Source organism: Marinomonas sp. 63XJN7_9_ISO-PGPR-S23-217 (genome assembly GCF_056173515.1).
On record NZ_CM149678.1, the window covers coordinates 4852256 to 4876797 of the forward strand.

Annotated in this window: 21 protein-coding genes; 9 read left to right on the forward strand and 12 right to left on the reverse strand. The window is 45.5% G+C overall.

The window, feature by feature from the left end; all coding sequences use genetic code 11:
* Positions 1–7 precede the first annotated feature (7 nt).
* The 7 genes from pgi to AC0VYI_RS22560 all read left to right on the forward strand — a co-directional run bounded on the left by pgi (position 8) and on the right by AC0VYI_RS22560 (position 8581).
* Complete coding sequence (pgi, locus tag AC0VYI_RS22530) at positions 8–1654, forward strand: glucose-6-phosphate isomerase (protein ID WP_475445729.1); 1647 nt, start codon at positions 8–10, stop codon at positions 1652–1654.
* A 372-nt stretch (positions 1655–2026) separates the two neighbouring features.
* Positions 2027–4015 carry a methyl-accepting chemotaxis protein gene (locus tag AC0VYI_RS22535; protein WP_475445731.1) on the forward strand — a complete coding sequence of 663 codons (1989 nt, stop codon included), beginning with the start codon at positions 2027–2029 and terminating at the stop codon, positions 4013–4015.
* 294 nt (positions 4016–4309) lie between these two features.
* A complete protein-coding gene (locus AC0VYI_RS22540; RefSeq protein ID WP_199476362.1) occupies positions 4310–4642 on the forward strand; it encodes a cupredoxin domain-containing protein in 333 nt (110 codons plus the stop codon).
* 12 nt (positions 4643–4654) lie between these two features.
* Positions 4655–5494, forward strand: coding sequence for an FTR1 family iron permease (locus AC0VYI_RS22545; RefSeq protein WP_199476361.1), 840 nt, complete (start codon positions 4655–4657; stop codon positions 5492–5494).
* A complete protein-coding gene (locus AC0VYI_RS22550) occupies positions 5478–6020 on the forward strand; it encodes an iron transporter (RefSeq protein ID WP_199476360.1) in 543 nt (180 codons plus the stop codon). The genes AC0VYI_RS22545 and AC0VYI_RS22550 overlap by 17 nt, the downstream gene beginning before the upstream one ends.
* Positions 6021–6063: 43 nt before the next feature.
* Positions 6064–7053 (forward strand): RnfABCDGE type electron transport complex subunit D, encoded by a 990-nt coding sequence (locus tag AC0VYI_RS22555; protein ID WP_475445734.1) that lies wholly within the window; start codon positions 6064–6066, stop codon positions 7051–7053.
* 229 nt (positions 7054–7282) lie between these two features.
* Complete coding sequence (locus AC0VYI_RS22560) at positions 7283–8581, forward strand: alginate export family protein (RefSeq protein WP_475445736.1); 1299 nt, start codon at positions 7283–7285, stop codon at positions 8579–8581.
* 206 nt (positions 8582–8787) lie between these two features.
* On the opposite strand, the gene AC0VYI_RS22565 is transcribed toward AC0VYI_RS22560, so the two are convergent.
* The 12 genes from AC0VYI_RS22565 to AC0VYI_RS22620 form a co-directional block, all read right to left on the reverse strand.
* The gene (locus AC0VYI_RS22565; protein ID WP_475445738.1) at positions 8788–10218 is read right to left on the reverse strand and encodes an aldehyde dehydrogenase family protein; all 1431 of its coding nucleotides are present in this window, start codon (positions 10216–10218) and stop codon (positions 8788–8790) included.
* A gap of 83 nt (positions 10219–10301) precedes the next feature.
* Entirely contained in the window at positions 10302–10700 is a 399-nt protein-coding gene (locus AC0VYI_RS22570; RefSeq protein ID WP_475429824.1) for a carboxymuconolactone decarboxylase family protein, read from the reverse strand.
* Between the two features lie 15 nt (positions 10701–10715).
* On the reverse strand, positions 10716–11477 hold the full coding sequence (locus AC0VYI_RS22575) for a 2-keto-4-pentenoate hydratase (protein WP_475445740.1): 762 nt from the start codon (positions 11475–11477) through the stop codon (positions 10716–10718).
* Positions 11478–11510: 33 nt separating this feature from the next.
* Positions 11511–13124 carry a bifunctional 3-(3-hydroxy-phenyl)propionate/3-hydroxycinnamic acid hydroxylase gene (locus AC0VYI_RS22580; RefSeq protein ID WP_475445742.1) on the reverse strand — a complete coding sequence of 538 codons (1614 nt, stop codon included), beginning with the start codon at positions 13122–13124 and terminating at the stop codon, positions 11511–11513.
* Between the two features lie 12 nt (positions 13125–13136).
* Positions 13137–13979: an alpha/beta fold hydrolase gene (locus AC0VYI_RS22585; RefSeq protein ID WP_199476353.1), complete on the reverse strand. Its 843-nt coding sequence runs from the start codon at positions 13977–13979 to the stop codon at positions 13137–13139.
* A 42-nt stretch (positions 13980–14021) separates the two neighbouring features.
* A complete protein-coding gene (locus AC0VYI_RS22590; RefSeq protein ID WP_475445744.1) occupies positions 14022–14624 on the reverse strand; it encodes an amino acid synthesis family protein in 603 nt (200 codons plus the stop codon).
* Between the two features lie 63 nt (positions 14625–14687).
* On the reverse strand, positions 14688–15146 hold the full coding sequence (locus AC0VYI_RS22595) for a VOC family protein (protein WP_199476351.1): 459 nt from the start codon (positions 15144–15146) through the stop codon (positions 14688–14690).
* 31 nt (positions 15147–15177) lie between these two features.
* Complete coding sequence (locus tag AC0VYI_RS22600; RefSeq protein WP_199476350.1) at positions 15178–16212, reverse strand: WD40/YVTN/BNR-like repeat-containing protein; 1035 nt, start codon at positions 16210–16212, stop codon at positions 15178–15180.
* Positions 16213–16220: 8 nt separating this feature from the next.
* On the reverse strand, positions 16221–17015 hold the full coding sequence (locus AC0VYI_RS22605) for an SDR family NAD(P)-dependent oxidoreductase (RefSeq protein WP_199476349.1): 795 nt from the start codon (positions 17013–17015) through the stop codon (positions 16221–16223).
* A 21-nt stretch (positions 17016–17036) separates the two neighbouring features.
* Positions 17037–18530, reverse strand: coding sequence for an aldehyde dehydrogenase family protein (locus tag AC0VYI_RS22610; protein WP_475445747.1), 1494 nt, complete (start codon positions 18528–18530; stop codon positions 17037–17039).
* An 8-nt stretch (positions 18531–18538) separates the two neighbouring features.
* Positions 18539–20080: an acetolactate synthase large subunit gene (locus AC0VYI_RS22615; protein WP_475445749.1), complete on the reverse strand. Its 1542-nt coding sequence runs from the start codon at positions 20078–20080 to the stop codon at positions 18539–18541.
* 265 nt (positions 20081–20345) lie between these two features.
* Positions 20346–21758: an aldehyde dehydrogenase family protein gene (locus AC0VYI_RS22620; protein ID WP_475445751.1), complete on the reverse strand. Its 1413-nt coding sequence runs from the start codon at positions 21756–21758 to the stop codon at positions 20346–20348.
* A 442-nt stretch (positions 21759–22200) separates the two neighbouring features.
* Here AC0VYI_RS22620 and AC0VYI_RS22625 point away from each other — a divergent pair, with 442 nt between their 5' ends.
* The gene (locus AC0VYI_RS22625) at positions 22201–22962 is read left to right on the forward strand and encodes an IclR family transcriptional regulator (RefSeq protein WP_475445753.1); all 762 of its coding nucleotides are present in this window, start codon (positions 22201–22203) and stop codon (positions 22960–22962) included.
* Positions 22963–23363: 401 nt separating this feature from the next.
* Positions 23364–24530, forward strand: a complete 1167-nt coding sequence (locus AC0VYI_RS22630; protein ID WP_199476344.1) for an ABC transporter substrate-binding protein — start codon at positions 23364–23366, stop codon at positions 24528–24530.
* Positions 24531–24542: the final 12 nt, after the last annotated feature.

Here is a 24542-nt window from a genome sequence, read left to right on the forward strand (position 1 = left end):
GATTGTAATGCGTTCACCCACAGAATTAACCGCTTGGAAAGCATTAACAGAGCACCAGAAAGAAATGGCCTCTGTTGATATAGCATCCCTGTTTGCCAACGACCCACAAAGAGCCACAAACTACACGACTCACGCCGCTGGCTGGACATTGGACTACGCCAAAAACCGCGCCAGCGATAAAACATTAGCGCTGCTCATAGACTTAGCAAAAGAAGCGGGTCTAGAAAGCGCTATCAAAAAAATGTTCAGTGGCGAACACCTCAACAGTACTGAAGATCGTTCAGTTTTACACGTCGCTCTTCGTGCCAGCCAGGCGCAAAAAAGCCTCATGGTAGACGGTGTCGATGTACTCGCTGAGGTTCGCGCGACCCTTAAGCAAATGGAAACCTTTGTTAAGCAACTGCACAGTGGCGAATGGAAAGGCTATACAGGTAAGCGCATCACAGATGTTGTGTCTATCGGTATCGGCGGTTCATACCTTGGTCCAAAAGTCGTAGCGGAAGCGTTAACTCCCTACAAAAAAGACAACATTAAGGTTCATTTCGTTGCCAACATCGATGGCTCAGACATCAGTGGCAAACTGAAGCAACTCAATCCTGAGACGACGGTTTTTGTCATTTCATCAAAAACCTTCGGCACCTTAGAAACTTTGTCTAACGCCAACGCAGCGCGCGATTGGTTTCTTGGCAATGGCGGCTCACAAAATAACGTCAGTAAGCACTTTGCCGCGGTCAGTTCTAATGTGAAAAAAGCCGTTGATTTCGGTATGGCCGAAGAAAATATCTTCCCAATGTGGGACTGGGTAGGTGGTCGTTACTCACTCTGGTCCGCTATCGGTTTGCCCGTTGCCATTGCTGTCGGTATGGACAACTTCTACGAACTGCTTGATGGCGCGCATCAAATGGACGAACATTTCCGCACCGCACCGTTTGAGGAAAACCTTCCCGTTATCATGGGCGCACTTGGCGTGTGGTATATCAATTTCCACAACGCCCAAACTCATGCTTTGATTCCTTACGATCATTACCTACGCGCCATGCCTGCGCATATCCAGCAGCTCGATATGGAAAGCAATGGTAAATCGACCCTATTAAATGGCGATGGCGTAACAACCGACACAGGCCCTATCATTTGGGGTGGCGCAGGTACCAATGGCCAACACGCTTACCACCAGCTATTACATCAAGGGACACGCCTTGTGCCTGTGGACTTTATCGCCCCCTTGACCAGCCACAACCCCATTGGCGAGCATCACACTCACCTGTTTGCCAACTGCTTAAGTCAATCACAAGCGTTGATGGTCGGCAAGAGCCTTGAGCAAGCCAAGCAAGAGCTGCGTGACGCAGGGGTGCCCCCTGAACAGGTAGATGCCGTTGCGCCCCATAAAGTCATACCAGGCAACCGCCCTAGCAACACCCTACTGACAGACAAAATGACACCTGCCACAGTGGGTGCCTTAATCGCCCTATACGAGCACCGTACATTTGTACAAGGCACTATCTGGGGCATTAACTCATTCGATCAATGGGGCGTTGAACTGGGTAAAGTACTAGGAACCGACATCTACAAACGCCTTGTTAGCGATAGCGACAACAGTGCACTGGATGGGTCCACTCAATCACTGATTGATGCCTTTAAAAAGGCTCAACGATAGCGTTTGAGTTATGATAGATGCGTTTGAAAACACCAGCTTCGGCTGGTGTTTTTGTTTATTCCCTCCCTTTTTTGAGGAGAGAATAAGGGAGGGGGTATTTAGCTAGTTTATTAGGATTAACTCCATAAATTAGAGCCCTATCTGTTTCTAATAGCTCAACGAAAAACACCATTTTCTCAGGTGTTTTTTTATTTTTCACACATAAGAACACAAAAAATTATTTAATCAACGCATCATTACTAACAAACAAAAAAAACATCAAACACTTACAAGATATGACAAATAAAAACAATTCATTTCTTATTGATTCTATCAACTTTCTATTTTTAGCCGAAGATAGTATATGACAACAATTAATAAGAAGGTATGATCATGTTCAACTTCTCTCAAAGGCTTTATCTAGGCTTTTTACTTGTCATTGTCTTATTAGCATTGGTCGGTGGGACCGCCTATTTTTCTCTAAATAATGCTTCAAGTGGTTTTAATGAATATCGTTCACTAGCGAGAGCCTCTAACGCAGTAGGCGAGATTCAGGAAAATATGCTCACGACCCGAAACAAAGAAAAAGATTTTATTTTAACGGGTAACTCGCAAGCGAAAGAAGCGTTTGATACGTATTTTAAGAACACTCAACACTCCATAGATGAAGCCATTAACGGCATAAATACTGCACAAGATCTAAAAACGATCCAGCACCTAAAAGACTCTCTAGGTGTCTACATCAGTGGATTTGACAAAGTTGTCACGCTAAAAAAACAAAGAAACGAGCTTGTTGATAACATATTAAATAGTAAAGGTCCTGAGATTGAAAAAAGACTATCAGCCCTACTGCTGTCTGTCAAAAATGCAGGCGATACCGAAGCCGCATACGATACTGCATTATCAATAAGAAGTTTACTGCTTGCACGTTTATATGTAATAAAATTTTTAGAATCGAATCAGCAAAGCTCGGTAGACAGAGTCAACAAAGAGTTTTCGGATCTTAATAAAAAACTAAAAAGCCTCAGTGAAAAACTAAATAATTCCAGCGACAAAACACAACTCAATAAGATAATTCAAGATATAACAATTTACAAAGATGCCTTTAATCGCGTCGTAAACGTCATTCAGGATCGTAACACCATCATTAGCGACAAGTTAAATCCCGTTGGTGCTATTGTGACGAAAGCCACAGAAGATCTTAAATTATCCATTAAAAATGCTCAGGATAAACTTGGTCCCCACTTAGTAGAAAGCAATACTCTGTCTGTCTATTTTATCGAAGTCATCGTGGCGGTGGCGATTATATTGGGTATCACGGTGGCCTTTTTCATTACTCGGGCAACCACTACCCAGCTAGGAGGCGACCCAGCCTTAGTCACACGAGTCGTTAGAAGTGTCGCTGAGGGAGACTTAGAAGTAGAGTTACAAAATAACAATGAGAAAGAAGCAAGTTTATACGCGGCCATCCGTAACATGGTCAAAAGCCTAAAAGAAAAAGCCGTCTTAGCGCAAAAAATTGCCGACGGAGACTTATCCTCTAACGTCCAACTGGCCTCAGACAAAGACAGTCTTGGAAAAGCACTGCAAGATATGGTGAAGAACCTCAACGCTATTCTGATGGAAATCCAAAACGCTGGCGATCAAATCGCGGTTGGCAGTTCACAAGTTTCTACCTTTAGCCATTCTCTTGCAGAAGGCGCCAACAAACAAAAAGATAATCTACAAACCATTTCAGCCGCGTTGGAACAACTCTCCGTACAAACCAGTGAGAATGCAGAATATGCGAAAAAAGCGAATATACTGGCAGAACAAGCTCAGCAAGCGGTGACACAAGGACAAGCTCATATGAAAGAGATGGTCATGGCAATGAAAGAGATTAGCGAGGCTGGAGAAAGCATTGCGGGCTTTATTAAAACGATTGATGAAATCGCGGAACAAACCAACTTACTGGCCCTAAACGCTGCCATTGAAGCGGCTAGAGCTGGCGAGCAAGGACGAGGCTTTGCCGTTGTGGCTGATGAGGTTCGAGGTTTAGCCTCTAGAAGCACCAGTGCCGCCGCAGAAACCGCCAAATTAATACAACTGTCATCAAGTAAAACAGAAAATGGCGTGACCATCGCTGAAAACACAGACAAGTCCTTACAAGCCGTGTTTGATGGTATCACTGAAACCTCATCCATCGTGGCAAAAATCGCCTCCGCAAGTGGGGAGCAAGCTCTTGCGGTGAATGAAGTGACCCAATCGATGGTATCTGTTGGTGATGTGGTGGAGTTAAATGCATCTGGCTCTGTGGAAGGCGCTGCTGCTGCAGAAGAGCTCAGTAGTCAAAGCGCGGCCATGAAACAAACCATGGGGCGTTTTATACTAGCCAGAGCGTAGGTTTACCACTCCCCTCTTCTTGAGGGGAGATCCCACTTCTGCCTATCCTCTCATTTATTTTTCCTCATATTCGAACAAATGCCTTGACGGCAGATTCTTTTAGCAACTATCTGCATATTTTTTGAACTATGGATAGCTAACGTAAATATTACCGATAAAAGCAGGAAGCTATCTTTGACAAATTGACGTAGGGCTTCGACAGGATAAGAATAAAACAAAAATATAATAATGATAACAATTATCAATATTTTTTACATCTTTGTTCTTTTACTGCCGTCTAAAGAGAAACTGCCCATGCCATTACGTAATTTGCTTTTAGCCATACTGTTTTCGAGTGCTTGTCTCCCCGCTTATGCGGAACGTTTGGTACTTCAGCTAACACTGACCCCAGCAGGCTTTTCCCCTAAACAACTTACCGTCCCAGCTAATAAACGCATTCAAATAAAGCTCGTTAATAAAACACAACAGGTCGCAGAGTTAGAAAGCTATGACATGAAGTTCGAAAAGATCGCTGTGCCAAATGGCCAAATTTCAGTTTTTACTGGCCCATTAGAAGCGGGGAAATATACCTTCTTCAATGACTATAGCGACCATGTGACAGGCACGCTAATCGCCAAAAAGCCATAAGGATTCTTCACTATGATTGCTGTTTTATTGATCGTCTTTAGAGAAGTGCTAGAAGCAGGGTTGATTATTTCGATCGTCAGCGCGGCTTGCAAAGGGCTAGCCATTCGCGCTCAAGTGATAAGCGGCATCGTTCTTGGTCTGATCGGTGCCATTATGCTGGCGAAATTCACCAGTTTAGTCGAATCATCCCTGTCTGGTTATGGGCAAGAGATCTTTACCGCCGTTATTTTATTGACCGCGACAATGATGTTGGCTTGGCAAACGGTTTGGATGTCGGTCAAAGGCAGAGAGATGGCAGAAAAAAACCGACAGCATGTCAAAAGCCTATTACTTGATGGTAAAGGCGGCTTCGCCATCACCATTGTTATCGCCATCGCCGTGTTACGAGAAGGGTCAGAAGTGGTTTTATTCCTGTATAGCCTCTTCTTATCTTCCAGTTTAACGGAGAATAGTATGCTCATTGGCGGCCTGTCCGGTGTCTTATTGGGCATCCTAGTGACTTATACTTTATACCGAGGCATCGTTATGATCCCTCTGCGCCATATTTTCTCATCTAGCAACCTTATTTTATCCATCATCGCTGCGGGCTTGTCCAGCCAAGCGGTTGGCATTCTTGCCAATATTGGCTTCCTCCCACAGTGGGGTTCGCAAGTTTGGAACAGCTCATTTTTATTATCCAGTAACAGTTGGGCTGGTGTACTCGCCCATTCCGTTATTGGCTATACGGCAACCCCTATGGGGATTCAACTAGTAACTTGGTGTGCCGTTTTATTGGTGATTTCTTTCACAACATATCGGCTTAAACACACCTATTACGCAACTAAGGAAAAACAACATGCAAGTCACGAGTAATAATATTAAAAAAGCCTTGTCTTTAACGGCTATTTGCTGTGGTGCGGCCCTCATCAGCCAATACGCCAGTGCACGTGAATACCCTGTCGGAGGCCCAGTTCATAAAGATGGGATGGAGATTGCTTCGTCTTATTTATTGAACATCAAGACACAGCCCTCCCCAACATCCATGGTGATGGGTAAAGATGTTGTCCACCTAGAATCAGATGTGCATGCCACTCAAGACAATAAATGGGGCTTTCCGAACGGTGCATGGATTCCTTATGTAAGTGTGGATTACGTAGTCACGAAAGTTGGTGACACCCACTTTATGAAGTTTGGCCAAATGCTTCCAATGACCGCAGCAGATGGCCCTCATTATGCCCACTCGGTGAAATTAGCAGGCAAAGGAACCTATGTGGTTCATTTGAAATATACAGCACCGGATGAGAAAGGATTTTTACGTCATATCGATAAAGCAACCGGAGTACCTGCCTGGTTCAAACCGTTTGAGTTAACCTTTAAATTCAAATACCCACAAGCATAACAGGCCATACATAGCGCAACACCTGTTGCGCTTTCTTTCCCTTATGAAAATCATAACAAAATTTATCATTGCGGTTACACCTGTGATGGTTTTAGGCACCATCAATCAAATGCTCACTTACCAGCCAACGGGCCAAGATGATCATTTGCTCATCTCTCTTGTTGGTAAATGCGCCGCTATCGCCCTAGCTGGCGGACTGTTTTATCTGATCTATCACTTTGGCATTGAAAAAATCACGAACAAACTGTCCATAAAATCCTCTCAAGACATCCTTTTTAGTGGCATTATTTTTCTCTGCATAGTGCCTTATCATGTCGCCTACTTGGATGTTTTTGCCTGTTTTTTGATTGGCAATCTTATTTCTACCGCGAAGATTAAACATCAACATTATGTGTTTTATTTAAATGGTGCCATTGCTTCAAGGCTCGTTCTATTCATCATCCACTTGCCAATGATTCATTACAGCCAATACCATCCAGATATTGACGCTATCTCCTCTGCGACTCCATTATTGAAACTCTCCCTGAGTCACCACTTTGATCTTATACCCCATTCGTCCTTATCACTCACCCAACTCTTTTTAGGACAGTGGCAAGGCAGCATTGGTGAAACCTCTAAGCTAGGACTATGTCTTTCTTGTCTACTGCTACGCTCTTTCAGGCTAATAAAAATGCTCCCCATCCTCATTGGTTTAGCCGCCAGTGCTATTAGCTATACGCTCTTCCATCAGGAGATCGGCCTACCTCTTCATAGTTACCTATCGTATATGCTCATGGGAGGCTTTATCTTTGGGCTAATCTTCATGACAACGGATCTCTTCACATCAAGATTGAGTCAACTTCAGCGCTGCCTATACGTCATGTGTATTGGCTTTTTATGTATTGCCTATCGAGCTTTTCTCCCATTTCCTGAAGGTATGTTGCTCGCTCTCATTTCAAGCCAGGTTCTCTTCGCTTTGGCGCTAGTAGCTAAATACCTGTGTACCGAAATATGGAAACGCAACGTAAGCCATATCCGCCACCCTCTGCCATAGAGCGACCTCCATTAGTTAATCGACCAACTTAGAACAAATCTATAACGAGTTCATAAGTTTTACCCACGCCAAAAAATTGATATTTAAAAGAAAAAATAACAAAAAATGGCACATTTTGAATTTTTTATTATCATAATGTGATAATAAATTGAATTGATGGTCATTTTTTACTATGTTCTTATCCGTGCATTACATGTTTCTGAAAAAACCAAAAAATGAGAGCAAAAACATGAGACCACTTTTTAAGATAAGTAAGTTAGGCATCTGTACCGCTCTGCTAGGAGCGCCATTACTAAGCCATGCCTATACCCTGATAGATAAAGACAACCAGCATTTATCTTTCAATGGCGAAGCCGATGTAGGGGTATTTCATAGTCAAGAGACATATGGTAACCCTCATAAGTCTCCCTCTTGGCAAGAGGGTTTTATCAAATTTGGGCTTTCTGGTGATCAAAAAGCCGCCAACGGTACGTTTTTCAGTACCATTAATGCTATCTCCAGTGGTACCTGGGGAGATGGCGATGCTGCTGGCCTGACAACTGGCAGTGAACGTAAAACCAATATCGAAGATTTATTCATCGGCTATCGTACAAAAAATATTGAATTCTCAACAGGTAGACAAGGATTTGTCGTCGGTAATGGCTTCATCATCAATAATGATGCTCTAAACATGGGCAAAGGCCTAGATGGTCAAGCTGCTGGAGTACACCCTAACCGTGGAGGCGCCTACTGGCTTGCGGCGCGAAAATCCTTTCATAATACCGCGATCCTGCGCTTAGGTGGCGATAAAGGCTGGCGCTCTGATATTTACTGGCTCCAATCAAACAATGCAGCACAGGCCAGCACAGAGATGGCGGGGATCAATATCGAAAACCACAATAAATATGGCGTGGTCGGCTTTTTATTCAATAGAGGGTTAAGTGTTAATCAAAAAGAAGCAAACTTCTTTGGCTTAAACAAACGCGATGGGCAAAAAACCATGAGCGTACGCTATCAAGGAGACGCTGGCATAAAGCCATTATTCTTATCGGCACAATACGTCAAACAAATACAAGGGGATAACTCCAAAAACGCGAAAGCATGGTATGCCGAAGTTGGCTGGACCTTTGATCAAATTGCCTGGTCTCCAAGCCTTCACTATCGCTTTACTCGATACGGAGAAGGCTATGACCCTCTTTTCTATGGATTCAGCCGTGGTTATGGCACCTGGTTCCAGGGAGAGGTAGCCGCTAACTATGCTGGCCCATCAGGAGCCTCTATCGATTCCGATATTCAATCCATTCAACTCTCAGCAACCCCAACAGACAAAGTCAGTGTCGGTGCCTTGTATTTTGACTTTACGAAAACCAAAAATGATACGGGAACGAACAATGCAAAAGAGGTCGATCTATGGATGCAATGGGCAGTCAACGATCATCTGATCATTTCGCCTGTAGTTGGTTTCTACAAACCAAAATCCAGCAGCAGCGTTCAAGGCAATGATAATACCAATGTGTATTCTCAAGTCATCGCCATCATGCCGTTTTAAGCCGGCATAACACCCTATCTGCAAGCGCAATGGAAACAATGGTCTGCTTTCCCTTCAGGTCATTGTTTCCCCTTCCTGCTCTTCTAGCTGATCCCAAAAGACCAATGTTCTATATCCACTGTGCTTGAGCCTATGCACCTAAAAAAAGTGCAAAAGAAAAGGCGCCCTTAGCGCCTTGTCTTTTGCTTCTTATTTCGTCATGTACATTACTTGGGAGTGCGTAAAACCATCAGCTTCATTTCCGTCATGTCTTCTATCGCAAAGCGAATCCCTTCACGACCCAAACCACTGTCCTTTACACCACCATAGGGCATATGATCCACTCGCCATGAAGGCACATCGCCAATCACGACACCACCCACATCAAGTACATCCCACGCTTTATAGGCTTTATAGATGTCTTTGGTAAAGATACCGGCTTGCAAACCAAACACGGAATTGTTTACCTCAGCTAATGCCACGTCAAAATCACGGAACGACGACAATATCGCCACGGGACCAAACACTTCTTGGCAAGACACCGACATAGCAGGATCAACGTTTTCCATCAAGGTCGCATCCAACATTGCTCCAGTGCGCTGACCGCCGGCCAGAACGTTCGCTCCACCAGCAACGGCTTCTTCGATCCAAGTATGTAAACGCTGCGCTTCTTTTTCGCTAATCATCGGACCAATAAAGGTCTTTTCATCCAATGGATCACCCGATACCAACGCTTTAACAGCAGAGGTTAAGCGTTGTTTTAGATCGTCATAAAGAGACTCATGCACGATAATACGCTGTACACTGATACAACTTTGACCCGATTGATAATAAGCACCAAATACAATACGTTGCACCGCATCATCAAGGTCTGTACCTTCATCGACAATACAAGCCGCATTGCCCCCTAATTCCAGCACAACGGGCTTTTTGCCCGCTTTCGCTTTCAACGCCCAACCCACATCGGGCGAACCAGTAAAACTCAGCAGTTTTAAACGTTCGTCCGTGGTAAATAAATCCGCCCCTTCACGATGACAGGGAAGAATCGAAAAGGCCCCTTTTGGCAAGTCGGTTTCTGCCAAGATCTCGCCGACAATCAAGGCACTAACGGGCGTTAAACTGGCTGGTTTGAGCACAAAAGGACAACCTGCAGCAATGGCTGGTGCAATTTTATGAGCCGCCAAATTCAAGGGAAAATTAAATGGAGAAATAAACGAGCATGGGCCAATGGGAACGCGCTTCCACATTCCTTGGTAATCCGCTGCACGAGCAGAAATATCCATCGGCATCACTTCACCATAAATACGGGTGGCTTCTTCCGCCGCAATTTGGAAGGTGTCGATCAATCGTGTTACTTCTCCGCGAGAGTCTTTAATCGGCTTACCGGCTTCAATACAAAGCGCATAAGCTAACTCTTCAAAGCGTTCTTTAAAGCGTGCAATACAATGCTGCAAAATGGCTTGGCGTTGGTACGCAGGCATGGCTTTCATAGCGTCTTTTGCCCCATCTGCGGCAGCAATGGCTTGATCAATATCGGCCGTACTGGCCATCGCCACTTTCGTCGCTACTTCGTAGGAATACTTATTGTGAACCGACAAATCCGTGTTGGCATACACAGCTTCATTTGCCAAATAAAACGGGTAACTGGGTTTCAGCATGGTCTTTCTCTTTTTATATTTTTAATGACTTTCTGCTTTATGGTTTTAACGATAAAGAAGAAAGTCATATTATTAGACGAGGCTTAGGCTAGATCTGGTGCATCCAAATCCAATCCCATTTCTTTTAATACGGTTCCTGCCGTCCGAAAAGCATCAATCGACGCGGGCACACCACAGTAAATCGCTACCTGCAATAAAATTTCACGAATTTCTGCGACGGTGACGCCATTATTCACGGCGCCGCGCACATGCAAGGCCAATTCATGGGGACGATTCAGAGCGGAGATCATCGCCAAATTAATTAAGCTCCGCTCGCGCTTGGCTAAACCTTCCCGTTGCCAAACATCGCCCCAGCAATATTCCGTGACCAACTGCTGAAGTGGACGTGTAAAATGAGTGGCATTATTGATCGAGTTATTAACGTAGTCTTCCCCTAACACCGCTTTACGGGTAGCAAGGCCTTTATCAAATTTATCCGTCATATCGTTACCTATAGGTTACTTATATTGAAGTGCTACCGTCTGATCAAGTAACTGGAGACGATAGGTCTGTCCCGGAATCATATCAACAGGCTTGGTCAAAGAACCACTCAAAAACTGCTGTCCAGTTTTTACTTCGCCAAAAATAGCCAATATACCTCGTATCATGCGTACCACAGAAACAAGCGGCCCACCCAAGACATTCTCCGCAGAGCCGACGTCACTTGTGATGTCGGTTTCCAGCAGACAGGAATAACCGGACTTTTCAAGCGTATTGGTATCAAACGGAACCAGTTGACCGACTTGATAAAAACCCGCTGCGGCATTGTCAGACACAAAATGGCTAATATCAAACTTCCAACCTTGGAGACGACAATCGGCGACCTCAATCGCGGGTGCCATCCACGCAATGGCAGCCAGTATCTCATCATCCGAGACATAACTTCCAGTGAGGCTTTTGCCCAAAACAAAGACCATTTCAGATTCAATTTTAGGGGCAATCACTTGCTTTCGAGTTAACTCACCAGACAGAATATTGTCGACAAATAGGGGCGCATAAATCGGCTCCTTTAAGGCAAAACGGTCTAGTGCTGGCTGGCTGGAAAACGCAACTTTCCAACCTATTAACTTATTTCCCGCTTGTTGGTTTAGGTCAATCACGGCTTTTTGCACCTGATAACCAAAAGCAACATTCTCCATGGAAAGCGCGTCTATCAAAGGGATAGCAGTGCATTCACGGCGCGCTTCCATCAACACCTTGGCAACTTGCTCTTCTAACACAAGACTCTCCTACTTCGAGTTAACAGGTCGCGATTATTTGCCTGTAAGCTGACCACGTAAGGCATCTAACACTTCATTGAGACGTCTTGGAGAGGTTAAGGCCGCTACAAAACGGTCTGGACGAATGATCACGATTTTATCTCGTGCTTGACTAAACCAATCGGCCAAGGTGTTTTCTAGATCCTCAACGCTCGTACAGCCCGACGCCGTCAAACGTTCATCATGACTTAATCCGCTGCGCGAGGGATTGACTTGCACATATTGGGTCTGCATCTTGTTCCAGAAGGCTTTATTTTCCTCTGACATAAAGTCCGTCGGATTCGTGCGATAACCGACGATGGAAAACCAATCCCCTAATATCGTGTCCAACTTCTCTTTGTTGCCTTCCGCCGTTTCAATATTCGGCTGAATAAAGAGTTTCCCCACTAGACTGTCTTCGTAGACTTCCTCACTTTCGTGATACACGATGCCTTTAACAATGTGTGCTTTGGGTTTGAATTTGAACTCGACCAAATGCTCACGCAAACTGTCCACTGAATCCGTTGCTTTGAATATCCAGTCACGAATGCCCGCCATAATAGGATTTGTCATGCCCAAGACCGCGCCCATATTGTCGGCCAAACCAACCAAATCGGTCGCATGTCCACGACGTTCATCATCGTAGGTTTGCAAAATATTGGGAGAAGCCAAGCCTTTCACCACTGCCGCGACTTTCCAACCAATGTTCACCACATCTCGAATACCCGAGTTAAGGCCCTGACCAGCCCAAGGAGGCGTGATATGGGCAGCATCACCACACAATAGGACACGGCCTTTTACAAAATTATCGGCAACACGGGAGTTATGGGTATAAGCGCGGATACGAACAATGTCTAAGTTATCCACCTTATCGCCAATGTGACGACGAATCAGGCCGCGAATAACCTCTTCTTGGCAAATGTCTTCTTCTTTCTCATGGGGGAACAACATGAATTCCCAACGGCGATACTGGTAAGGTAAATAGATGCACACAAAGGGTCTAACAGGATCACCATGCAAAGCAGTAAAAGGCGCATCCAGTGTGTCGTTAGCCGCATCCACCACCACCCATTTGGCGGGATGAGTTAGACCAGTAAAGCCCACATTTAATTGTTTACGAACCTCTGAACGACCACCATCCGCAGCGATAACATAACCCGCTTCCAGACAGTATTCTTCACCTGATGGGTCCGTGACGTGCAACACCACTTTATCGTTTTCGTCTTGGATACGGGTCATGGCATGACCTAAGCGCAAATCCACCGAGTCAAAGCGCTTCAATCCATCACGCAAGGTGACTTCCAATAGCTGCTGCATAAACATATTACGCATCGGCCAACCATACTGGGCAGCTTTGGGTTTTACTTCAGCAAAGCACACACCACGAGAGTTGTAGTAGCGCAGGGGCACATTACTGATCATATCTTTAATCGCCGTATCAGCCAGCCCAACACCTTGTAAAACACGCAAAGCTTCATCATCCATCCCCACTGCTCTCGGGTAGGGAAGAATCTCTTCTGAGGCTTCAATCAACACCGTATTGATATTATATAAGCCCATATAATTGGCTAAGGTGACACCATTTGGCCCACCGCCAACAATTACGACATCTGCTTTTTGTGTTTTCATCAGTAAAGACCTCTAATCTGTAAGAACCGTTTGCATGAAACGGACAACCGCCTCATTAAATTTTTCGGGTTGATCATCGTGAACATAGTGACTGGCATGATCAATTTGAATGGCCTGCACAAAGGCATTAGACGCTACAATCTCTGCCACGGTTTGACTCGGTAAAAAGTCCGAATCACCGCCTTTGATCAATAACGTAGGGCAAGAAATGGCACGAAATGCGGGCCATAGATCCATCGGCTCAATGGTTAAACGTGCCTCCGCGATGCCCTGCTGATCGTGCTTCCACGTCACTTTTCCGTCCACTTCCCGGAACGAGTAGGTCAAACGTGCCTGTAAGGCCTGCTCGGTTAAATTCGGGCGAGAGTGGGTCCAAAATTCTTTAGCCGCTTGCCAAGAATCGAAACTTAACGGTGTGTTGCGCATTTCTCGACGAATACGCTCTGCCCCTTCGCCTTGCTTGGAGGAACCTGGACCAATATCTTCTATTACCATCGCCATCACACGCTCTGGATATAGGCGCGCAAACTCAGCCGCGTTTTGACCACCTAGAGAATGACCAATCAAAACAAAACGCTCTAATCCTAAATGATCAACAAACCCTGCTAAGTCCTGAATATAAGTGTCGGCGTTATAATCCTTGGTTGGCCCCCAATCGCTGTCACCGCGCCCCCTTTGATCCAAAGCGAAAAAGGTAAACCCATCGCCCATTGCATCCACCAGGTCTTGCCATGTTTGCGCAAAACCTCGTAACCCATGCAGCATCACCACTGGCACCTTGCCACTGCCCCATTCGAGGTAATGTAGGTTAAGCCCATCGTTGGTGAAAAAATGGCTGCGACTCGACATTGTCATGGCTATGACCTCTATAAAAATGGCCTCTATAAAAAATGACCTCTAAACGAGGCCATTTTCTCCTTTGACATCTTTTGCTTGTAAGCCACCTAAACGTGCATGCAAGCGACCACGAGTCGCAAAAGACCAAATGATCAAAATCTCATCATTACGAGGCGCATCATTAAAAGACACGGCAATAGAGTCATAATGAGAACGCACATAGAGAGCGTCTTTGTGAGCTAACGGCACATCAATGGTCGCACCTGGCGCACCCACTTTACCGGTTGAAGGCACCCAAGATTTCCCGCCACCAACGGCAACACGAACAGGGTCGGCCGCGGGGTTGGTCAAAAAGGCATTACCGTGTTCGTATTCGCCAAAGGCACCGACAAATACCGCTTTACCGTAACTAACGATCTCATTATCACCGGCAATCTCATTAATGCGGCGACCAAACTCTTTTCCTAATTCAGGAGAGTTTTCCACCAGCACTGATAAATCTTCAGAATAGGTATTCGCCAGAGGGTTATGAACAGCGGCCGCAATAACGTATTTTTTTACAGGCTCGCCATCGGCCAATTTACCGGTTTCATTGGCCAGTGTTTCTTCGTAATGGTAAAACCATTTACGAATATGGTATGAGCTAAAATTTGCTTCTTTCATGGTTTGAATCCTTAGTACATTGATAAGCTGTACATTGCTAAACAGCACATTGATCAAAAGTCATCAATCAAAAATGGGTTCGAGTGTGATCGGACGACTCGGTGCATGAGCATGCTTAAATCGGGACTTACCAAGCTCATCATCGTGTTCTGTTTCTAGGAAAAACTCTAAGCGATTGCCATCTGGGTCTTCAAAATACAGCCCTATACCCACTTCATGATCTGTGGTTTTGACAATCGGAACCTTTTTCGTCAATAACATGCCATATAGGCGGCGTAAGGTGGTCAAGTCGCCATCAATCTCCATACCGTAATGCTGAAGACCAATGATGCCTTTGCTCGCCCCTTCTGGCGCTTTAATCAAAGCAATATCATGGTGTTTATCACCAAAGCTCATCATTACCCACTCGTCTCCATTACGAGCGTTTTTTTCCATCGATAACACATCCGCATACCAATCAGCGGAAGCATTGGGATCGGATACAAATAAAGAGATATGAGTACGATTGATTTTCACCTTCATGTTCATCACCTATTTTTATGTGTTCACACCACTATTTTTTGATTACAGAGGTATGAGCGGCCTTAATAACGGCTTCTGCTGGCGTCCAAAGCACATCGGAAATTTCACTGAACTCACGCCATTCTTTTTTCCAAGATAGCCCTGCTTTCTCACTGGTAAATAAATGTCCGTACTTGGTGCCAGCCACCACTTGATCCGGATTGGCAGGGTTTACATGAATCCCCCAAACACATGAGTTAGGCTGTAAGGGAAAGGGCAGCAGCTGCCATGTTGCAGCAGCATCATGGGATACATAAATTTGGCTGGTCGTCCCAGGCGTACCATCTGACACACTTAAATAAATCGTGCTTTCTGTGCCCATTGGTACGGCGGTCGCACGAGCGTAGTACAAACCAAAGGCTTCTTTGGCGATAATACCTTCCCATGTTTCACCATCGTCAAAGCTGCGATACACAGCATTCACACACACTGCAACCACTACCTTTTTACCCTGATTGGGAAGCACTTGAATAGTATGAATATCGGAATTGAAATCCCATAGCAAACGATCATCAATACGTTCCCAGGAATCGCCTCCATTTTCACTCTTAAACAAGCCACCTTCTTCTAGACCGAACCAGACTTTATTCGAGTCTGTAGGATCAAAGGCAAACGCCAATAATCGTGGTTTACTCACACCAGCACAAAACTCTGGAATCTCCACAGGAGCACGATCCCATGTTTCCCCAGCGTCCTTAGTGCGCCATAGCACCGCACGAGACGGCGCGCCAGTGCCCACAAAAATACGTTTTGGATTTTTCGGATCGACCGCCACTTTCCATACGGTTTCGCCATTAAAAGGGGAATCGATACGCGTCCATTTAGAACCCGCGTCTTTACTAACACACAGGCCAGTGTCCGTACCGATGTATAAAGTACTTGGATTCGTCGGATCCACATCCAGAGAGCGGGTAATTGCGTCAAATTCGATGTCCTGACCTAATGCAAGACGGTGCCATGTTTGACCATTATCGGCACTTTTCACCACGCCTTGGCCAACGGTTGATACTAAAATTGTGCCACTCATACTACCTCCTATAGGAAAATGCCGCGAGTTAGTCCACCATCAATACCAATCGATTCGCCTGTCACGGCGGCCGCTTTGGGTGACGCTAAAAAAGCAATCAAATAGGCAATCTCAACGGGTGCTAAGGTACGGCGAATTGGCGTTACATCAATGTAGCCCTGTTCCACTTCTTGTGGGGTTTTGTTTTGGATCTTACCTTCGCGCTCATACAACTCTTGAATATGAGGGGTATCCACCACACCAGGATGAATGATGTTGCAAGTGATACCGTGGGGTCCCAGTTGATCCGACAAGTTTTTCGTCATATGAACGATGGCAAGGTTACGCATACCAGACATCACTTTACTGCTACGACCAGTTAAGCCACCAATATTGATAATGCGACCGAAGCCTTGTTTCTTCATATAAGGTGTGACGGCTTTGGCGCAACGGAAATAGCCAATGACTTTGGTGTCTAAATCGCCCAGCAATTCGTGATCATTGGCAAACTCAATGGAGTTACGAACCACACCGGAAGGCGCTGCTGCACCGTTGACCAAAATATCTACACGGCCAAATTCTTTGGCCGCCACCGCCACCATATTTTCGACAGAATCCATATCCGTGGTGTCACACGTAACAGGTAGAACGCGGCGGCCGGTTGCTGCGGAAATTTCCGCTGCGGTTTTTTCCAGTACAGACATAGTGCGCGAGCAAATCACCACATCACAGCCTTCTTCCGCTAAAAATCTGGCAACATCTTTGCCGATGCCCATACCGCCACCAGTTACAATGGCGACTTTATCTTTGATCTCTAAATCCATAATCGAATCCTCTACTTTCTATTAACCTAAATTGACAAAAACGCTCTTCGTTTCGGTATAGGCATCAATGACATTTTTGCCCATTTCACGTCCCCAGCCTGATTGCTTATAACCACCAAATGGCGACGCAGGATCCACCACATTCCAGCAGTTAATCCATACAGAGCCAGCTTTAATGCGACTGGCAATGGTGTGCGCCTGAGTCAGATCATTGGTCCAAAGACCAGCCGCCAAACCAAAGGGCGTATCATTGGCGCGATGCACCAATTCATCCACATCCGACCAGCTCATGACCGTGACCACAGGACCAAAAATTTCTTCTCGCGCCACACGAGCTTGCTCTTGTTTATCCAAAAAGACCGTTGGTGACATAAAATAGCCATCACCTAATTCACTTGGTTTACCACCACCACAAATCAGCTCAGCCCCTTCTGACACGGCACTGTCCACGTAACCTTTGACAACATTGAACTGTGCAGAGGACACCAAAGGCCCCATAGTGGTTCGTTCGTCTAAACCTGGCCCAACCACATGAGCCGCCGCGTGCTTGCGTAATTCTTCAAGCGTTTGATCGAGTACGCTTTCATGGACATACAGACGAGAGGCAGCAGTACACACTTGGCCTTGGTTATAAAAAATACCGTCGGCTGCACCCTTTGCCGCTTTGATAATGTCAGCATCAGGTAAGATGATATTGGGAGATTTGCCACCCAACTCGAGAGAAACTTTTTTCATATTACTGACCGCACTTTGGGCAATCAGACGCCCCACGCCAGTCGAGCCAGTAAAGGCAATCTTATCCACACCAGGGTGAGCCGCTAATGGCGCACCAGCCCCCTCACCAAAGCCCGTTAATACGTTCACTACACCACGGGGAATGCCGGCTTTTTCGATCAGATACGCCAAACGTAAGGCAGACAAAGGGGTCTGTTCCGCTGGTTTCAAAATAGAGGTACAGCCCGTTGCTAACGCTGGACCTAATTTCCAGGCACACATAGAAAGAGGAAAATTCCATGGCACAATCAGTGCGCACACACCCACAGGTTCTTTCACTGTGTAGTTGAGCATGCGTTCGCCTGTACGCGGCGACACAGGAATGGTGCTGCCTTCAATTTTCGAAGGCCAGCCAGCAAAGTAACGAATAACGTTTGCCGTGACCACCACTTCGCCATTTTTCGCGTTGCTATAGGGCTTGCCATTTTCTAGCGAGATAATTTGCCCGAGGTTTTCTGCGTCTTCTTCGATTAAATCCGCTAACCGCAACATCAATTTGGTGCGCTGAGCCGGAGACACATGCTGCCAATCTCCCTCTAACGCTTGGCGAGCCGCTTGAACCGCGAGATCCACATCCGCAGCAGTGGCTTTGGCGACACTGGCTATATTGTGTGTCGTCGCTGGATTCTCAACATTAAAATATTCACCTGCAGCAGGCGCAACCCACTCGCCGCCAATAAACAAACGTTTTTGTTCGGCAAGAAAGCCTTGTACTTCTGGAAACAGTTCCATGGTAGTCATGAGCAACCTCACAAAGACATTTCAATTAAGCGTGGCGCTTTTGCATCACACGCCGCTTTAAATTCACGCATTAGCTCTGCGTTATTGGTGACACAAACGGAATCCACCCCATAAGCTTTTGACAAGGCTTGCCAATCCACTCTTGGTCTATCCAATTCCGTCAACGCTAAGGAGTTTTCACCAAATTCGGTCACGCCATACCGACGTAATTCATTTTGGAGAATGTTGTATTTATGATTAGCGGCAATCAGAATCACCACCGGCAGATTCTCCCGCGCGATGCTCCACAAGGCCTGAATGGTGTACTGGGCGCTGCCATCCGATTGCAAACAGACAACGGTATTACCCGGTTCAGCCAAGGCCGCGCCGAAGCCCGCTGGAATACCTTGTCCAATAGCTCCACCAGTATTGGTTAACACGCGATGACGCGCCGCCAAGGCAGATTCGGTGAAAAATGGGTAACCACAGGTGCCGCCTTCAACCGACACAATGCAATTGTCCGGTAAGGCACTGGAAACTATTTTTCCGATAGATTGTGGGGTTAAAGCCTCATTTGCCGCTGGCAATTCAATGGTGCCTTCTAAATCTTTATGAGCAGGAGCATTAAGCAATTCAGCGAGGGCTTCCATAGCGCCTGACACGTCATCACCCACATCCGCCAGCGTTATCAAACGATCCGTCTCTGCCAAACGCGAAGGCATCCCTTCATAACCAAAATAGGCAATCGGCTCAACCACTCCGGCACAAACCACTTCATCGTATTGCTCTAATTCAGCAATGGCTTTTTCAGGGAAGTAAGGCAAACGATCAAGGTCTGGCAAACCACCACCACGGTGAGAAATACGTGGAAAGGTTTCAGCAAACATTTTGATGCCTGGTAGCTTACCAATTCGGCCAGCAGCCGTTAGACCTTTTTCATCCAAACCATTATCACCCACGATAAAGACCAGACGCTTGCCGGCTTTAATACGCGATGCGACGGCATCCACATAATCCGCTTTAAAATGGCGCTTCGGAGGCTGAATAGAAACCTTAGGCATGCCGCCCGTTAATGCTTTGGCTTGCAAATCCATCGGCAAGACAAGAGTTGAAATTGCTCCAGAAGGTTGCCAAGCCGCTCGCATGGCCGCAGCAAAATCTTCAACCATACGATCAACGGATTTAGAGGTACGGAAAAACGCAGAAACCGGGCGTGCTAGGGATTCAATATCGCTCGCTAACGGTGGATCATAATTCACATGCCAAGAAGCATGATCCCCCACCAAGTTAACAATCGGGCTGTTGGCACGACGTGCGTTATGCAAGTTGGCAATACCATTGGCAAAACCAGGGCCCAAATGGGTGAGCGTTAAGGCTGGACGGCCTGATACTCGGCCATAACCATCCGCCGCGCCAGTACACACGCCTTCGAACATACTGAGAACAGGACGAAATTTTGGCTCACTGTCCATCGCCGCCACAAACGGCATTTCCGTGGTTCCTGGATTTGCGAAACAGTACTCAACACCTGAGTCGACTGCCGCCTTAACAATTGCTTCTGCACCATTCATAGAAGAACCTCTTTATTTAACTTATTCTCACATTATGCGAATAGAACGCATCTTGTCAATGAATAAAATACGTTTTATTTGATATAAAAAGCCAAATGTAAGATTTTTATGATATTTTTTGCCATTTTTATCGGTCTACTTTCATTATTCTCAAAATACGAAAAAGCATGCATACAGCAAAAAAAAACAGCGTAAGCAGATAAACCGCTCACGCTGTCAAAATGGAAGGAAATCTCTAAGAAAAATATATCTAAAGAAAAAACAATTATTTATTAATATGCACGACCTGAAGCGAAGTGAACTCCAGCAATCCCTCTTCACCAAACTCCACCCCAAAGCCCGACATTTTACAACCGCCCATGGGAATATTCGGTTGGATTTTAGCGTGTGTATTGACGAAGGTCGTACCACACTCCAGACGAGATGCGATAGCCGTTGCCTCCGCCGTATCAGGTCCCCAAACCGAGCCATCTAACCCCACATCTACGCCATTGGCCATATCTACCGCATCATTCACATCGGAAAACTTGACGATAGGCAGTGCTGGACCAAACTGCTCTTCTTTCACCAGCAAAGCATCATTAGCAATATCAGCAACCAGCGTCGGCGGATAGAAATAACCAGCTCCCTCAAGCGGCTGGCCGCCCGTTAATATGGTCGCCCCACCTTTACGGGCATCTTCCACATAATCCACAATAATTTGCAGTTGATCTTTATTTTGCACCGGACCAAAGTTCACACCTTCGTCCATACCATTACCAACTACTTGCTCATTGGCGATGGCAACCAGAGCAGCACACATATCATCATAGATAGACTCGTGCACATAAAGACGCTTGATCGCCCCACAGGTTTGTCCCATGTTTAAGAACGCCGCCGCAAAAATATCGGGAGCGACTTTCGCTACATCCGTGCCCTTTAATACAATTGCCGCATCATTACCGCCTAACTCAAGGGTCAGACGCTTTAAATTATCAGCCGCATTGCGCATCACCGACTGGCCCGTTTCTGTGGACCCGGTGAAGACAATTTTATTAATCTGCGGGTGAGAGGTAATACCACTACCAATACCACGCTCACCCGTGATGATATTGATCACCCCTTTTGGCAAATGGTTATTGATAATTTCTACCAGTTTAATGGTGCTTAGAGGAGTTAAGCCAGACGGCTTGTTGACCACCGTATTACCTGCCCTTATAGCAGGAATGATGTGCCAAATAGCAATCATTAAAGGCCAGTTCCAAGGCGTAATAGAAGCCACCACACCAAGGGGTTTACGGTGTATCTCAATACGTTTAGTGTCGGTCTCTTCCGCTACTTCCACAGGAATGTCTTGGGAAGCGGCATAGCGTAACCAAGCGACCCCCGCCTCTACCTCACCCATAGCAAGCGGTAACGGTTTACCTTGCTCAGCAACAATTAACTCAGCGACTTCGCGAGCACGCTCTTCTAATTCGTCGCCCGCTTTGTTTAAAGCGCTTTTACGCTCTTCATGACTGGACACCGACCAGCTTTTAAAGGCGGCTTGTGCTGCTTGGACAGCTTCCTCTAATTGGGATTTATCCCCATTTGCACAGGTTGCCACAACATCCAGTGTGGCGGGGTTGATAACATTGAAAGGGGCGTTATTCCCTTCTACCCATTCCCCATTGATCAAAAATTTAAAATGACGACTCATTGCTTACCTCCACCTAATTGTCATGCCTAGCTCTGTACTAAGGAATGGCATGGACAATAGATTAACCAAACAGTGTCATTAGCGTATTGAAATCACCCTAAGCGATTTCGCCAAAACACCACTCAAAAAACACAATGTAAGATTTATTGCATATAAAACAACCTATGTAAACGATATTTTTATTTTTTTCTCAAATAAAGAAAAAACCTGATAACAAACCTCGTTGACATGCGCCAGCCTCTATTGCCCAGAAAATGAGAATAGAAGCATTTTTTAGTCGTAAATTAAATGTCATACTAACAACGGAAGAAAACACCAAAGTCTCACTATGTAAAAAAAACAAATTAAAAAAAAGATATTTAAACCGTTTTCTTTAAACACTTGGTTAAATAGCGTTATCGAACCTATAATCTACACACTTATCGATAACTAAGGGGTTTATGTGTCCAGTCTCAATAAAATGTTAAACGTCCTCAATATTTTCGGGCCAGGCTCTCTCATCATCAATGTGGACGACATTGCAAAAAAACTCTCTCTTTCCCGTGCAACTGCCTATCGCTATGTACGAGAACTGTGTGATGCCGGTTTATTAACCCGTATTGATACAAGTTATACCCTTGGTCCTAGAATCATCGAACTGGATTGGATGATGCGTCAGCATGATCCACTCATTTCCCATGGACGTGAAGTAATGGCCGACCTATCGAAAAACACCGGACTCACTGTCTACATGAGCGTGTTTTACGATGGTCATATCATCAACACCCATATCGAATCCGATATTAAAAAGTATGGTTTCACTTTTGGTCGAGGGCGCCCTTTGCCGATTTTTAAAGGGGCCCAATCTAAAGTACTAGTGGCGTTCCAAAAACCTAATCGTCTCAAAAAAATCTATGATGAACAGATTGAGCCAAGTGACGAGTACAACCTCACTTGGAAAGAGTTTAATTCGGAAACCAAAAAAATCCGTAAAGATGGTTTTTGCGTGACTCATGATGAGCTTAACCTTGGTCTAACAGGGATTGCCGCCCCCATCCTTAATCTCGAAAACGATGACATTATTGGCAGCATCGCCTTTGTGGGCACCACCAGTGCATTCGAATTATTTCGTTTTGAAGCGGTGGTTGAGCGTCTTCAACAGGCCACAGCCCGCATCGAAAAAGGCGCCCACCTAGACAACGAGCAAGTAACCGATAAAACCTAAAAAGCGAGTCACACATCAAAAGCAGAGTCCACCGTAAACCACTCTTCTTTTGATGTTATGACAAACACCTCCTTCATAGTCGAAATGATCTCCTCCTCTCGATAGAAACCAGATTGGCTCACCCTAAAAAGCCACACAACACCTCTTTGTCCCCCTCGACGAGCACTGCTTGTGCATCATAAACGTGCGCTCTGCCCTTTTTAGACCAACGACTGTAAAGACACCTTTGCAGATCTTTTTTCTTGCGACATAAAAAAACCAATCAAAATCACAACTTAACAATAAAATCAAGAATGGCACAAATAATGCTTAATCTCATATTATGAAAATAACTATATTATTTTTGGTTAAATTGGTTTAAAAATATCCAAAAAAGACAATATCAGAGAAAGAGGAACAAGATGAAAATTAAAAACATAGTTACCACATCACTCGTATTAACCCTGCTCCCACTCACAACAGCAAGTTATGCAGATACTTCACCAATCAAAATCGGCGGACTTGCCACACTTTCTGGCGCCATGACCTTACCGGAAGCGCCAGCCGCCGCTCAAGCGGTCTTTGATCGCGTCAACAAAGAAGGCGGTATTCAAGGTCGAAAAATCGAATACTTACTGCAAGATGATAAAGGAGATGCGGGAGTGACGGCTCAAGCAGCTCGTGAACTAGTTGATTCTGATGGGGTTTTAGCCTTTGCAGGATCGGCCAGTCTACAAGACTGTGCCGTTAATGCCAGACTGTATGATCGCCGTGGTATCTTATCTTTACCAGGCGTTGCGGGCGAGTTTAGTTGTTATAAGAAAAAAGCCTTTGGCCCTGTCAGCGTTGGTCCAGCCAGAGGAACACTCGCGGCATTGTATTTCACATCAGAAGTCCTCAAAGAAAAAAATGTTTGCGCTTTCTTAATGGGTATCCCTTCTCATGCCGCAGGCAATAAATGGGCCGTCGCAGAATATGAGAAAATGACAGGTAAAAAACTCAAACTGCTAGATACGACCGTTCTCCCCAATGACGATATGACTCCCCATGTATTGGATGCTCGTTCGGCCAACTGCAGTGCCATTGTCTTTTCTGGCGCTGAGCAGATGGACCTTGCTTGGTTAAAAGCGATGGAGATGCAGAACCTCACCAATATTACCACGGTTTTCCTAACACCTGCCTACACATCAGGCTTTGCTAAAGCCGCGAAGGACTACCCTGGTAAGGTGTATGCAAACTCAGAATACGAACCCTTCATGAGTAATAACCATGCCTTAGACGACTGGCGAAATCTCATGAACAAAGCCCATGTGCCACTCTCGTCTTTTGCACAGGGAGGGTATATCTCTGCCACCTTATTAGTCCAAGCCATGAAACAGATAAAAGGCCCCATTACGCGTCAAAGCATCACTGCGCAATTACGCAGTAGCACCGGAGCGAAAGCACTCACTAATCCGCTAATGGGGACACCTTTGGATATGGCTAAGACAGCGGATCACCTATCCAAATCCGCCACAAAATTCTTAGAGCTCAACAAAGGGCATTGGGATGTCGTCACCCCGAACTTTATTCGTATTGATACAAAATAACGCTATCCATAA

What these genes read in the sequence shown, in the direction of transcription:
- pgi (WP_475445729.1), top strand. Translation starts at nt 8, where the DNA reads ATGCGTTCACCCACAGAATTAACCGCTTGGAAAGCATTAACAGAGCAC.
- AC0VYI_RS22535 (WP_475445731.1), top strand. Translation starts at nt 2,027, where the DNA reads ATGTTCAACTTCTCTCAAAGGCTTTATCTAGGCTTTTTACTTGTCATT.
- AC0VYI_RS22540 (WP_199476362.1), top strand. Translation starts at nt 4,310, where the DNA reads ATGCCATTACGTAATTTGCTTTTAGCCATACTGTTTTCGAGTGCTTGT.
- AC0VYI_RS22545 (WP_199476361.1), top strand. Translation starts at nt 4,655, where the DNA reads ATGATTGCTGTTTTATTGATCGTCTTTAGAGAAGTGCTAGAAGCAGGG.
- AC0VYI_RS22550 (WP_199476360.1), top strand. Translation starts at nt 5,478, where the DNA reads ATGCAAGTCACGAGTAATAATATTAAAAAAGCCTTGTCTTTAACGGCT.
- AC0VYI_RS22555 (WP_475445734.1), top strand. Translation starts at nt 6,064, where the DNA reads ATGAAAATCATAACAAAATTTATCATTGCGGTTACACCTGTGATGGTT.
- AC0VYI_RS22560 (WP_475445736.1), top strand. Translation starts at nt 7,283, where the DNA reads ATGAGACCACTTTTTAAGATAAGTAAGTTAGGCATCTGTACCGCTCTG.
- AC0VYI_RS22565 (WP_475445738.1), bottom strand. Translation starts at nt 10,218, where the DNA reads ATGCTGAAACCCAGTTACCCGTTTTATTTGGCAAATGAAGCTGTGTAT.
- AC0VYI_RS22570 (WP_475429824.1), bottom strand. Translation starts at nt 10,700, where the DNA reads ATGACGGATAAATTTGATAAAGGCCTTGCTACCCGTAAAGCGGTGTTA.
- AC0VYI_RS22580 (WP_475445742.1), bottom strand. Translation starts at nt 13,124, where the DNA reads ATGAAAACACAAAAAGCAGATGTCGTAATTGTTGGCGGTGGGCCAAAT.
- AC0VYI_RS22585 (WP_199476353.1), bottom strand. Translation starts at nt 13,979, where the DNA reads ATGACAATGTCGAGTCGCAGCCATTTTTTCACCAACGATGGGCTTAAC.
- AC0VYI_RS22590 (WP_475445744.1), bottom strand. Translation starts at nt 14,624, where the DNA reads ATGAAAGAAGCAAATTTTAGCTCATACCATATTCGTAAATGGTTTTAC.
- AC0VYI_RS22595 (WP_199476351.1), bottom strand. Translation starts at nt 15,146, where the DNA reads ATGAAGGTGAAAATCAATCGTACTCATATCTCTTTATTTGTATCCGAT.
- AC0VYI_RS22600 (WP_199476350.1), bottom strand. Translation starts at nt 16,212, where the DNA reads ATGAGTGGCACAATTTTAGTATCAACCGTTGGCCAAGGCGTGGTGAAA.
- AC0VYI_RS22605 (WP_199476349.1), bottom strand. Translation starts at nt 17,015, where the DNA reads ATGGATTTAGAGATCAAAGATAAAGTCGCCATTGTAACTGGTGGCGGT.
- AC0VYI_RS22610 (WP_475445747.1), bottom strand. Translation starts at nt 18,530, where the DNA reads ATGACTACCATGGAACTGTTTCCAGAAGTACAAGGCTTTCTTGCCGAA.
- AC0VYI_RS22615 (WP_475445749.1), bottom strand. Translation starts at nt 20,080, where the DNA reads ATGAATGGTGCAGAAGCAATTGTTAAGGCGGCAGTCGACTCAGGTGTT.
- AC0VYI_RS22620 (WP_475445751.1), bottom strand. Translation starts at nt 21,758, where the DNA reads ATGAGTCGTCATTTTAAATTTTTGATCAATGGGGAATGGGTAGAAGGG.
- AC0VYI_RS22630 (WP_199476344.1), top strand. Translation starts at nt 23,364, where the DNA reads ATGAAAATTAAAAACATAGTTACCACATCACTCGTATTAACCCTGCTC.